This is a genomic window from Aureimonas sp. D3, from assembly GCF_001463805.1.
GTDB lineage: Bacteria > Pseudomonadota > Alphaproteobacteria > Rhizobiales > Rhizobiaceae > Aureimonas > Aureimonas ureilytica_A.
In genome coordinates, this window is the sequence record NZ_BBWM01000002.1 from 129,787 (window position 1) to 141,892 (window position 12,106).

General features: G+C 62.8%; 12 protein-coding genes. 8 read left to right on the plus strand and 4 right to left on the minus strand.

Annotated features, from left to right (window positions below):
• Positions 1-440 precede the first annotated feature (440 nt).
• Positions 441-896 carry an NUDIX hydrolase gene (locus tag AUL36_RS00765; RefSeq protein ID WP_058600682.1) on the plus strand — a complete coding sequence of 152 codons (456 nt, stop codon included), beginning with the start codon at positions 441-443 and terminating at the stop codon, positions 894-896.
• On the opposite strand, the gene fdhD is transcribed toward AUL36_RS00765, so the two are convergent.
• Entirely contained in the window at positions 891-1,640 is a 750-nt protein-coding gene (gene fdhD / locus AUL36_RS00770) for a formate dehydrogenase accessory sulfurtransferase FdhD (protein WP_062217169.1), read from the minus strand. The genes AUL36_RS00765 and fdhD overlap by 6 nt on opposite strands.
• A gap of 303 nt (positions 1,641-1,943) precedes the next feature.
• Between fdhD and AUL36_RS00775 the strand changes: the two genes are divergently transcribed.
• The 3 genes from AUL36_RS00775 (at position 1,944) to ribB (ending at position 4,283) form a co-directional block, all read left to right on the plus strand.
• On the plus strand, positions 1,944-2,606 hold the full coding sequence (locus AUL36_RS00775) for a TerC family protein (RefSeq protein WP_058634370.1): 663 nt from the start codon (positions 1,944-1,946) through the stop codon (positions 2,604-2,606).
• Positions 2,603-3,058 carry a preQ(1) synthase gene (queF, locus tag AUL36_RS00780; protein WP_062216930.1) on the plus strand — a complete coding sequence of 152 codons (456 nt, stop codon included), beginning with the start codon at positions 2,603-2,605 and terminating at the stop codon, positions 3,056-3,058. The genes AUL36_RS00775 and queF overlap by 4 nt, the downstream gene beginning before the upstream one ends.
• A gap of 94 nt (positions 3,059-3,152) precedes the next feature.
• Positions 3,153-4,283 (plus strand): 3,4-dihydroxy-2-butanone-4-phosphate synthase, encoded by a 1,131-nt coding sequence (gene ribB / locus AUL36_RS00785; protein WP_062216933.1) that lies wholly within the window; start codon positions 3,153-3,155, stop codon positions 4,281-4,283.
• Positions 4,284-4,694: 411 nt separating this feature from the next.
• Here ribB and AUL36_RS00790 read toward each other — a convergent pair whose 3' ends face one another.
• Positions 4,695-5,954, minus strand: coding sequence for a porin (locus AUL36_RS00790; protein ID WP_062216943.1), 1,260 nt, complete (start codon positions 5,952-5,954; stop codon positions 4,695-4,697).
• 620 nt (positions 5,955-6,574) lie between these two features.
• Here AUL36_RS00790 and AUL36_RS00795 point away from each other — a divergent pair.
• Positions 6,575-7,669 carry a pyridoxal phosphate-dependent aminotransferase gene (locus tag AUL36_RS00795; RefSeq protein ID WP_062216946.1) on the plus strand — a complete coding sequence of 365 codons (1,095 nt, stop codon included), beginning with the start codon at positions 6,575-6,577 and terminating at the stop codon, positions 7,667-7,669.
• Between the two features lie 49 nt (positions 7,670-7,718).
• On the opposite strand, the gene AUL36_RS00800 is transcribed toward AUL36_RS00795, so the two are convergent.
• Positions 7,719-7,982: a hypothetical protein gene (locus AUL36_RS00800; protein WP_062216949.1), complete on the minus strand. Its 264-nt coding sequence runs from the start codon at positions 7,980-7,982 to the stop codon at positions 7,719-7,721.
• 777 nt (positions 7,983-8,759) lie between these two features.
• On the opposite strand from AUL36_RS00800, the gene AUL36_RS00805 reads away from it, so the two are divergent.
• Both AUL36_RS00805 and AUL36_RS00810 read left to right on the plus strand, forming a co-directional pair.
• Positions 8,760-10,007, plus strand: coding sequence for a porin (locus tag AUL36_RS00805; protein ID WP_062216952.1), 1,248 nt, complete (start codon positions 8,760-8,762; stop codon positions 10,005-10,007).
• A gap of 293 nt (positions 10,008-10,300) precedes the next feature.
• Complete coding sequence (locus tag AUL36_RS00810; protein WP_058636468.1) at positions 10,301-10,648, plus strand: DUF2147 domain-containing protein; 348 nt, start codon at positions 10,301-10,303, stop codon at positions 10,646-10,648.
• A gap of 357 nt (positions 10,649-11,005) precedes the next feature.
• Here the strand turns inward: AUL36_RS00810 and AUL36_RS00815 are convergent, their stop codons facing one another.
• Positions 11,006-11,713 (minus strand): glutathione S-transferase family protein, encoded by a 708-nt coding sequence (locus AUL36_RS00815; RefSeq protein WP_062216954.1) that lies wholly within the window; start codon positions 11,711-11,713, stop codon positions 11,006-11,008.
• 184 nt (positions 11,714-11,897) lie between these two features.
• Here AUL36_RS00815 and AUL36_RS23595 point away from each other — a divergent pair, with 184 nt between their 5' ends.
• Complete coding sequence (locus AUL36_RS23595) at positions 11,898-12,056, plus strand: hypothetical protein (RefSeq protein ID WP_156418213.1); 159 nt, start codon at positions 11,898-11,900, stop codon at positions 12,054-12,056.
• Positions 12,057-12,106: the final 50 nt, after the last annotated feature.

The following is a 12,106-nucleotide window of genomic DNA, read 5'->3' on the forward strand; positions in this document are numbered from 1 at the left end:
CACGCGGCAAAGGGCCCATCACCTGTTGGAAGGAAAGTTGGGACAGCCCGTCGAGAAAGCCAGCCTGCCGGCATTGAATGGGCGTTCAACAGATGGCCAGCGAATGGGTCCAAAGGCCATAGATCGGCGCTCGGCGTGAAGCGCGCTGATCCATGCGAATGTTGATTCACGCGCGATCGTTTGCAAAACGGCAGAACCTATCCTTATATAAGAGACCTCAAGCGCATCTCGATGCGCCGAGTCTTTTTCACAAAGACGGCAACGCCTTAGATGGGCGCCTTTGGCGTCATCCGTCGCGCTTCCCATTTTGGAGCACGACCCGGCAGCCTGTTTCATGTCACCCCGATCGGAGCGCGGCCAACATTATAATGGTCCGCCTTCCAGCTTCGGACAGTTAGAATATGCGTTCATTGAGCGTTAGAAGATCAGGACTGCCACATATGAAAGACCGCAAGCAGATCGGCGCCCTCGCCTATTCGAACGATGCTGAATCCGGCCTGCGCGTTCTTCTGGTCACCTCGCGCGAGACCGGCCGCTGGGTCATTCCCAAGGGCTGGCCGATGAAGTCGAAGCTGCCCCATCAGGCCGCCGCGCAGGAGGCTTTCGAAGAAGCCGGCGTGGAAGGCCATATCGCCAAAAAGGCAGCTGGCACCTATCGCTACCCCAAGACCCTGCGCAATGGCGACGTCGTGTCCTGCCGCGTGAAGGTCTATCCCATGGAGGTGAGCAAGCTCGCCTCGCGCTGGCCCGAGGCGCAAGAGCGTCGGCGGCAATGGTTCAGCACGGAAGACGCGGCCGCCGCCGTGGTGGAGCCCGAACTGGCTCGGCTTCTGCGCTCCATGACGGACCTGATCCGCCCCGCCCAACCCGGCGCACTGGCTGCCAAGGCGTCATAAGGACGGCGCCCCCGCGATCCGCTCCGGGCGGGTCGCGATTTCGAACGTTTCGCCCCGCACCACCACCACGAGCGTCAGCCCGGCCTCCGTCGCGCTTTGCAGGGCCAGCTCGGTCGGCGCCGAAACGGCGGCCAGAAGCTCGCATCGCATCGCGACGGCCTTCTGAATCAGCTCGAGCGAGACGCGGCTGGTCATGACGAGAAAGCCGTCATCGGAGCGCCGCCCTTCGAGGGCGAGCCAACCGGCCACCTTGTCCAAGGCGTTGTGACGCCCGACATCCTCGCGCACCACCTGAACCTCGCCCTCCGCATTGGCGAAGGCCGCTGCGTGAACGGCACGGGTGCGCGCGCCCAGTACCTGCCCCGCGCTCATCTGCGCCATGGCGCGCACGATCGCGGCAGGCTCGATCCGCAATCGGTCGGCCAAGGGGACAAGCCCGGGTCGGGCCTGCTCCAGACTTTCCGCACCGCACAGGCCGCAGCCGACCGGCCCCGTCATCAGGCGGCGGCGCGCGACATAGCGGACCGCAAGCGCCGGCGCCAGCCAGAGCCGGCAATCGTAGCCGCCCTCGACAGGTTCGATGTCGAGGCTTTCGACATCTTCTATGCGTGAGATGATCCGCTCGTTCAGCGCCAGTCCGAACGCGAACTCGCGAAGATCGGCCGGCGTCGCCATCATCACTGCATGGGTCGAGCCATTCACCGAGATCGCCACCGCGCTCTCGGCGGGGACCGCACGCTCCATGGGCACGAAGCCCCCATCCCGCCACGCCAGCAGGGAAATGGTTCGGAAACTTTCGGCCAAGATCAAACCTCCAGCGGTAAGAGACAGTGCAGGAGAACAAGCTCGTCTTCACGAGTTCGTTATCATAACAGGGGCTCGCCTTTGCGTGAGCGAAGTTATGCCCGTGCCCGTCCCGTCAGATCAACGTCATAACAGCTTGGTGGCAAAGCCGACGTCACGCGGGGCTGGCAAATTTGTCATCGACTTTCACGCAGAACTGAACGAAGACCCATGTAGATTCTTCCCAAACCATAAGCAGGTCTCGTGAGCGACTTTCTCTCCGCCGAACTGGCAGCACTTCTTCAGGTGCTCTTCATCGACATCGTGCTGGCGGGCGACAATGCCGTCGTGGTTGGCCTTGCGGCAGCGGGCGTCGATCCCGCCATCCGCAGGAAGGTGATCTTCCTCGGCATCGCCGGCGCGGTGGTCCTGCGCATTCTTTTCGCGCTGGTCGCCGTGCAGCTTCTGGCGATCATCGGCCTGACGCTGGCCGGCGGCATCCTCTTGCTCTGGGTCTGCTGGAAGATGTTCCGCGAAATCCGCGAGAGCGCGAGTGCGGAAGACGAGGCCAATGCGATCGCGGAAGCGGGCAAGACGCACAAGACCTTCGGTCAGGCCCTGTTCCAGATCATCATCGCCGACGTTTCCATGTCGCTCGACAATGTTCTGGCGGTCGCCGGCGCGGCGCGCGACCATCTGACCGTTCTGGTGATCGGCCTTCTGATTTCTGTCGTGCTCATGGGCGCGGCCGCCACATTGATCGCCAATCTTCTCCATAAGTACCGCTGGATCGCCTGGATCGGCCTGGCCGTCATCTTCTTCGTGGCGCTCCGCATGATCTACCACGGCTGGGAAGACGTCGCCTGCCATGTCCAATCGCTGTCGAGCTTCTGCTCCCATCTTCCTGTTGAAGGAACCACACCTTGACCACAGAGCTGACCCAGCTCGGCCGAGACACGCGCCCCGCCGCCAGCCCCGAAGAGGCCGTTCTCGAAACGGTGCCCTTCGCGAGGCGGACCGACCCGGCCGCCGTCGTGCGTTTCACCTGCCCTGAATTCACCTCGCTGTGCCCGGTGACGGGCCAGCCGGATTTCGCGCATATCGTGATCGACTATGTTCCCGATGCGCGACTGGTGGAATCCAAGTCGCTGAAGCTGTTTCTCACCAGCTTCCGCAACCACGGCGCCTTCCACGAGGACTGCACGGTCATGATCGGGCAGCGCATCGTGGAAGCGACCCAGCCGCTCTGGCTTCGAATCGGCGGCTATTGGTATCCGCGCGGCGGCATCCCGATCGACGTGTTCTGGCAGACGGGCGCTCCGCCCGTCGGCATTTTCCTGCCCGACCAAGGCGCGCCAAGCTATCGGGGTCGCGGATAGCGGCCCTGTCGCTGTCACGAAGTATCGAACACACCGTTCCGGTTGATCGCGCCCCCGCCTCGGCTTAATGCCGAGGCAACAGGAGGATGTCGCCATGCAGCTGGATCGAATCGAAGACGCCATCAAGGCCATCGCGGCGGGCGAACTCGTCGTGGTGGTCGATGACACGGATCGCGAGAACGAAGGCGATCTGATCATGGCGGCCGCCAAGGCGACGCCCGAGAAGATGGCCTTCATGATCCGCCACACGAGCGGCATTCTCTGCGTTCCCATGACCGGCGAGCGAGCGGCCCAGCTCAACCTGCCGCCGATGGTCGCCAACAATCTCGATCCGATGCGCACGGCCTTCACCGTGTCGGTGGACTACAAGGTCGGCATGACGACGGGCATCTCGGGCGAGGAGCGCGCCAACACGGCCCGCGCCCTCGTCAATGACAACGCCGTCGGCAGCGACTTCATCCGTCCCGGCCACATGTTCCCGCTGATCGCGCGCGAAGGCGGTGTTCTCACCCGCTCGGGCCATACGGAAGCCGGCGTCGATCTCGCCAAGCTGGCCGGCCTTGCCCCGGCCGGCATTCTGGCGGAGGTCGTGAACGACGACGGCACGGTCAAGCGCCTGCCCGAGTTGCTGGTCTTCGCCAAGGAGCACAATCTTCGCATCGTCTCGATCGAGGATCTCATTTCCTACCGCATCCGGCGCGAAAGCTTCGTGACCAGCGTGCGTGAGGAGGACATGACGATCGGCGGGCTCAAGGGCCGCGTGAAGATCTATCAGACGCCGTTCGACACGATTCAACATGTCGTGGTGGTGTTCGGCGACGTGCGGGGTGAGCGGAACGTTCCGACCCGCATTCACCGCGAACAGCCCGTGGTCGATCTGTTTTCGCGCGGCACGGGTCGCAAATCCTGGGTCGACGCGGCCCTGGAGCCCATTCGCCGCGAGGGCCACGGCATTCTGATGCTCCTGCGCACCGCCAATGTGGACGAGTTCGAGACGGAATCGGACGCGCGGATCGAACCCAACGCGGCGGGCGTTGCCGATGGCGAGAAACATGCGAGCGCACGGGCCCGCACCCAGCGCTGGCGCGAAGTCGGCGTCGGCGCGCAGATCCTGCGTGATCTCGGCGTCCTCTCCATCGGCGTCATGTCGTCCAAGGAGCGGGACTATGTCGGCCTCACGGGCTTCGGCATCGAAGTCGGCGACACGATCCTGTTGGAAGACTGACTCTTCCCAAAAAGGCCGCTTCTGTTCAGCCGGGACGGGCGAAAGCTCGGACCCGGCTTTTTTGTGCCACGTCTGACGATCTAACGGTACCGGATCGTCCCCTCGACCCGCAACGATCCTCTTCCGGCAAAGACCGAAGGGCGCGGTGCGCTGTCGCGACACCAGACGCATGGTCGCACGGGTCCCCTCCCCCGCTTCGAACGCGAGGCGGACGTTCGTGTGGCAGCTCCGGCGGGGCGCCGCCTATCCGCCAAAAGCGCCGATGGCGTCGCACGAAGCAGATCGGATGGTTGGTTCTTCAGAGGGAACGCTGCGGAGGCCTGCCGTTTCGCCCGATCCGTGATGGCTATGTCAAAACGCCAAAAGGCCCGGCTTTCGCCGGGCCTTTCGCCATCCCATCTTTCGATCGGATTAGAAGTCGCGCTGCAGGCGGATGAAGCCCGAGACCTGGTCGAGGTCGCCGACCGGACCGCCGAAATCGACGTTCTTGTAGGAGACTTCGCCGAGCGTCGCGAAGTTGTTGGTGATCTGGTAGCCGACGTTGGCCACAGCCGCCCAGTACTCGCCGTCACGAACCGTGGTCAGACCCGTGCGGGTGTTGAACAGCCGCGCGTCAAAGGTCTTGCCGTACTGGCCGGAGACCGCGATGCCGAGCTTGCCGAACGCCTGCGCGTAGCCAGCACCAGCGGCCCATTCAAGAACGAGCGGAATGCCAGCGTTGGTGAACTGCGAGTTCGAGAGGGTGCTGACCGTGTCGATGCCCGTCAGAGCGGCGTAGATCGTCGGATCGAAGGCGTAGTGACCCTCGATCTTCAGCTGCGACTCGGGAGCGATGAGGTTCTTCAGGAGCACGCCGCCCTTCAGAGCGAAGGCGTCGTTGTTGCCGTCCTGCAGCAGTGTCGGATAGCCCGACGCAGAGAACGGGTAGTTGCCGGCGAGCGAAACGTTCACACCATTGATTGTGACTGTGCCCGGCAAATCATTCTGGTTGTAGGTCTCGTCATAGACGGCCGAGAGGTAAGCACCGCCCCAGGCGCCCGAGTAGACCAGCTTGGCATGGACGTCGGGAACGATGTCGCCGGTGCGGTCGTCTTCGAGGCCGAGCGTGGCCGAGAAGCCGTTCGCCGCGAAGGTGTACGAGATCTGGTTGGTGTTGATGTCACCGACGACGAGGTCGGTGTCGGTCAGCAGGCCGTCTTCCAGACCGCCGACGCCCGAGGTCCAGAGCGAGTCGCGGTAACCGACGAGCAGGCCGCCGAGCTGGACGTAAGCCTGGTCCATCACGTAGCTCGCGCCGAGCGCGGAATCGGGCTGCGAAATGGTGTTGTTCTGGGCCTGGACGCGAGCGAAGGCGCGCAGGGTGCCGAGTTCGGTCTCTTCGCGAGCGTCGAAGTTCAGACGGGCGCGGACCGAGCTACCGGCCTGGTAGTCGTCGCCTTCCAGGTTGCGAGCCGGATCGCCCGCAACATTGTACTGGAAGCGGACGTAACCGCCGATGCTGAGGCAGGTCTCGGTGCCGGGGATGTAGTAGAAGCCCTTGCCGTAGACGTCGCAAACGCGGACGTAGTCGACCGGCTCAGGCTCAGCGACGACGACAGCGTCAGCCGCGCGAGCACCGGTGATGGCCACGAAGGCCGCTGCGGAGCCGAGAAGAAGGCTCTTGATGTTCATGTCCTGACCTCCAGTCAAGTTATGAGATAGGGTTGGGCTTGTGCTTCGAAGGACAGCCTTCCCTGCCCCATACCCTTCAGAAAACTCGGGTCGTCCCCCGCTCTTTCTGTCCCTAAGATGTTTCACGAGGCCGCGATGCGCAATTGCAGAAAGGACACAGTGAGGCTTGGGTGACACGTCCTCGTCACGCTTGTGGCGGGCGAGCAACGGTTTTGTGACGAGCTGCCTTCTTGCTCGCGTCCTTTTCGACACAGACAAACCAGGACCAGCCTCATCACCAACCCCCTATATTTATTGGATTTTTCGCCTTTCGATGCATCAAAGCAGCCGAAGCGGTTGACGCTCAAAAGGCTCCCTGGCGATGCCAGTACCATCTCATGCTCAACTCGAAGTCCGACCGCAAAGAGGGGAGCCCTGCGAAAGGTTCATCCCCATTCGAGGATCGAGAGGACCCTGAGTCCCCCCGAATCGCAGTCGAGACACGCCGGCGCACCTTGAAACGGCGTCCGAATCCTCTGCTTCCCATTCACCGAGTCTGGCCTTTAAGAAGGAGTCTCGCCGCCGCCGAGGACGCCTCCCGCCCCCGTTGTGTCGTCGCCTATAAATAAGGACTCTCCTCTATGCCGTTCACACCGCGCACGCAGGCCCTTCCCGCGACGGTTCCCTTTGTCGGCCCGGAAGCGCTCGAGCGCCGGCTCGGTGTGCGCTTTGCGGCGCGCCTTGGCGCCAATGAAAGTGTGTTCGGCCCTTCGCCTCGCGTCCTCGACGCGATGGGCGAGGCCGCACGGGAAAGCTGGGCCTATGGCGACCCCGAGCATTTCGAACTGAAAGCGGCGCTGGCGGCGCATCATGGGTTGGAAAGCGCTTGCTTCGTCGCGGGCGAGGGCATCGACGGGTTGTTCGGCCTTCTCGCCCAACTGACCCTCGACCCCGGCGATCAGGTCGTCACGTCGCTAGGCGCCTATCCGACCTTCAATTATCATGTGACGGGACATGGCGGGCATCTTGATTTCGTGCCCTATCGCGAAGACCGGGAAGACATCGACGCCTTGATCGAGCGGATGCGGCTGACGGTGCCCAAGCTCGTTTATTTCGCCAACCCGGACAATCCGACCGGGAGCTGGCACGATTCCGCCTCGGTCGAGCGCTTGATGGACGCGGTGCCGCACGGAACGCTTCTGGTTCTCGACGAAGCCTATAGCGATTTGGCGCCCGCCTCCGCGCTGCCCCCGCTCCAGCCGCTGCGGCCGAACGTGTTGCGCTTTCGGACCCTTTCCAAAGCCTATGGCATGGCGGGCGTGCGCGTCGCCTATGCGATCGGCGCGCCGGATGTCGTCAAGCAGTTCGACAAGGTGCGCAATCATTTCGGCCTGTCGCGCATTGCGCAGGCCGGCGCGGTGGCGGCCTTGGCGGACCAAGCCTATCTTCGGCAAACCATCGCGCGCATCGAGGCGGCGCGTGAGCGGCTGGCCGCGATCGCGCGGGATGCGGGCCTTCGCCCCTTACCCTCGGCAACGAATTTCGTCGCGATCGATTGCGGGCGCGATGGCGCCTATGCACGGCATATTCTCGAACTCGTGCTGGCGCAGAATGTCTTCATCCGCATGCCCGGCGTCGCTCCGCTGGATCGCATGATCCGCGTGACAGTCGGACGAGACGAAGACCTCGATTTGTTTGGCACGGCCCTCAGGCACGCGATCGCCCAAGCGGGTTAATCAAAGGCAACTCACGCGAGGGCCGTGCTCAACGCCGTCCAAGCTGGCCTCAATTGCGGGCCAGCCATTCGCGGGCGGCGCGTTGGGCACGCGAGACCTGCACCTTGGTCATCTGGGCGGTCATATCCTGGCGGTGAAAGGCCGCGCCTTCGACACCCATGCGGTCGGCCAGATTGAAATACATATGCGCGGACACGACTTGCGCGGCATCGCCGGCCAGACGCAGGCCCATGGCAAACAACGTGTCACCCAAGGACAGGCTTTCGCCCATCGCCGTACCGAAATTCGCGTCGTGAAGTTCAAAGCGTGCCATCGATCTCTTCCTGTGTTGATCGCCCGACCTCGTGGGTTCGTAGGGGAAGGATGGCAGCGGCGATTGAACGAGCTTCTAAAATACTTGGATAATTCGAATTAAGTTGCTTGGAAGAATCTGAAAACCCTAACGGGTTGCTAGACGCCAGCTCACTGCGGCCTGCCGATGAAGCCGCAGCGGCAGTTCGAGATCCGCGACTTCTCCCCCTTTCAGCTGCAACTTCCCGGTCAGGGACGGGACATCTCCGACGGTCGATCCGGCATGCCGATATCGGCAATCGCAGCCCGGGCGAGATGTGCGATGCGATCGACGCGCTTACCCCCCTTTTCCTGATCGCAACGGCGTTCGGAATGGCTCGAAGAGCGCCATCGTCGTTGACGTCTTGCGACATGGCCTCGAGGCAAGCGGAACCGCACCGAACGCGCTTCCCCGGCAACAGATTTTGTCAGTCAGTATTATAATATAGAATTACGATGCCGCATCGCCAGAACAAAGCTGATAAAGCCGACCCGTTTGCGCTTGCGACAGATGTATGACAAGCGCCGACGATTTTTGACAATAGAACCATTGTCATTCAGCCTTATGTTGTGATGCAAAGCTACAACTCGTCTCTTCGGCTAGCTGTTTTGTGGCTGGATTGCGGTGAAATGAGTCTTCTCCGTAGAAACGTTCATGTTAAACGAATTCGCGAGGGCCTCGTCGCTGCCGCAGGCTTTCGCCAACGAACCGAACGAGCTCGCTAGAAGCTCGATCCGAATGTTGACTGGAGAAAAGAACATGAACATCAAGAGCCTTCTTCTTGGCTCCGCTGCGGCCTTCGTAGCTATCACTGGCGCTCGTGCTGCTGACGCTGTCGTCGTCGCCGAGCCTGAGCCGGTCGATTACGTCCGCGTTTGCGACGTCTACGGCAAGGGCTTCTACTACATCCCCGGCACCGAGACCTGCCTCAGCGTCGGCGGTTACGTCCGTTTCCAGTATAACGTTGCCGGCTCCCCCGCCCGCAACCTGGAAGGCGACAAGTACCAGGCCGGCAGCGCGGTTCGCGCCCGTCTGAACTTCGACGCTCGCGAAGAGACCGAACTCGGCACCCTGCGCGCCTTCGCTCGCGTCCAGGCCACCAACAACACGATCGCTCAGCCCGACTCCGCGCTCGGCGCGAGCTACGTGATGGATCAGGCCTACATCCAGCTCGGCGGCCTGCTCGTCGGTTACCGCGACTCGCTCTGGACCTCGGGCGTCGGCGGTCTGGAAGACGGCCTGCTGACCGACACCGACCTCGTCGTCGGCGACTTCGGCACCAACCAGATCTCGTACACCTTCGCGGCGAACGGCTTCTCGGCCACGCTCGGCCTCGAAGACGACCGCACCGGCGACATCGTTCCCGATGTGCATGCCAAGCTGGTCTACTCGGGCGCCTGGGGCGGTGCTTACCTCTCGGCCGTCTATGACGAGACGTTCAACGCGAACAACGTGAGCGGCATCACGAATACCGTCACGATCAACGGCGTTCCGATCGCTTTGGTCGGCAACTTCCCGACGCTGCTGCGCGACGGCAACAACGACGCCTTCGCTCTGAAGGGCGGCGTCCTCCTCAAGAACCTGATCGCAGCTGACTCGCAGCTGAAGATCGAGGGTCACTACGCCTTCGATCCCACGATCTATGCCGGCATCACCACGGTTAACACGGTCAGCACGCTGTCCAGCAACCAGCTGACCAACGCTGGCACGCCGATCATCCTCGAGTGGGCTGCTGGTGCAGGCTACGCGCAGAAGTTCGGCAAGGTCGGCCTCGCGGTCTCCGGCCAGTACGGCAAGACCTTCGACATGCGCCTCGTGTCCCCGGTCAACGGCCGCACGTTCATCGGCGACGGCGAGTACTGGGCGGCTGTCGGCAACGTCGGCTACGCCATCACCAACAACTTCGCGGCTCTGGCCGAAGTCTCGTACAAGAACGTCGACTTCGCGGCTCCAGTCGGCGACGTTCACCAGACGTCGGGCTTCCTGCGCCTGCAGCGCAACTTCTAATCCGACCAAGTTCCTGCGGGCTCCGGCCCGCAGGTTTCGCCGGCCTGCCGGCACCTACATGACCTGCCCTCCAGCAAGTCGCATCAGGGCCGTTGGAGTTTCGTCCACCCATCGGCCAAGCATGGAGCCGTTCCGCGCAAGTGGAACGGCTTTCGTCGTTGGGATGCGCTTTGCGCCGGCTGCGCCTCACGATGCACCGATTCCCGTTATCGTTTCCTGCGAACGCGCTCCGTTCCCCTTGAAGCCTCACCACTCTGGCTCATCTGAACTCACTGCGTCCTGCAGGATTTTCGATGCCCAAGCTATTCTTCCTCGCCTGTCTCGCCTCGCCCTTCATGGCGCTTCCAGCCATGGCCGAGCCGATTCTCGGCACGTGGCGCCTATCGAATGGGGAAACGGTCACCTATTCACGATGCGGGGCGAGCTTCTGCTCGCGTGTCGAAACCGGACGCTATCAGGGCCGATCCGTGGGACGGATGGATGGCGGAGCACCGACCTATACCGGCACGGTGATCGACCCGCGCGACGGCAAGAGCTACGATGGCCGCGCCGAGGTGAAAGGCGACAAGCTCGTGCTCACGGGCTGCGTTGCTCGCATCTTCTGCCGATCCCAGACCTGGAGCCGTCATCGCGGGGGCTGATAGGCCCCTTTCTTTGGAATGGGGGTGGGGGAACTAGGCCCCACTTCCTTCGTCGTGCGATCAAGCCGTCGAAGGGAGCGCCAGATGGTCGCCCCTCTTCTTCCCATCTCGCGAAAATCGATAAGCAGATGGGTCGCGTGGTGGAACCGGAGTTCGAGACGCCGGCTCGTCGATCAGCCAGCCGCCTGAAATCATGCTGTTGCAACACGCCCCTACTTCAACACGACCCTACGCGGTCGAGCGAAACAGGGACGGCGGCTCGCCCATCGAAACCATCGCCGCGATTCGGTGTCGACTGGCCGTCATGCCGATTGGAAAAACGAGGCAGGTTCGACACCCGCCTCGCGAGCGACGCGCCTATCGCGCCTTCTGACCGAACAGAACGCCTTGCGCTGCCTTGTCCTGCGCCAAGTTGAGCTTTTCGCGCTCCTCCTTACCAACCGCCAAGCCCTGCTCCACCGCAGGCCGCGCCTTCATCCGCTCGAACCACGCCTTCAGATGCGGGAAGTCGTCGAGCGATTGGCCCTGATTGGCATAGGGAACGATCCAGCCGATGCAGGCCATGTCCGCAATGGAATAGTCACCGGCCAGAAAGTCCCGCCCGGCGAGGCGCTTGTTCATGACGCCGTACAGGCGGTTGACCTCGTTCGTGTAGCGATCGATCCCATAGGCGATCTTTTCGGGCGCATATTGCCGGAAGTGATGGGCTTGTCCGGCCATGGGTCCGAGGCCGCCGACCTGCCAGAACAGCCATTCCTCCACCGCGACACGAGCGCGCTCGTCGCCCGGATAGAAGCGGCCGAACTTTCGACCGAGATATTGCAGGATCGCGCCCGACTCGAAAACCGAGATCGGCTCCCCGCCTGGCCCCTCGGGATCGACAATGGCCGGCATCCGATTGTTGGGTGAGATGGCGAGGAACTCGGGCTTGAACTGATCGCCCGCGCCGATGTTGACGAGCTTCAGCTCGTAGGGGACGCCCAGTTCCTCCAGCATGATGGAGATTTTCCAGCCATTGGGGGTCGGCCAGTAATGGAGTTCGATCGGCTTGGTCTGCTGCGTCATAGCGCTGGGGCTCCAACCATGTCTGGGACTCTGATGTAGGAAGCTCAGGGCGTGGCCGACAAGACCTTCTCGTTTCCGGCTGCAGCCGTCCCCGGAGGCTGAGTGTGAACGAAGTCTGAACTCCGCCGCCAGTTCGGGTTCAGCTTCGTCAGGCAGAATCGGCGTCTGATCCTGGGGAGGCACCATGCCCGTTCGTCTTGCCGTGCTATGCAGCCTTCTGGCGCTCTTTGCCTTCGGCTTCTCGGAGCTGGTGGAGTCCAAGCAGCACATTCCCGGCATTGGGGTGGCCAGCGCGGGCTGCCTCGACCGCGGCATGGTCTGCGGCAAACACGCAGCCGACTGATCTCCCTCCCCGGCGGACGCCGATTTTCGGTGAGCGGGCTCATTCCCGTG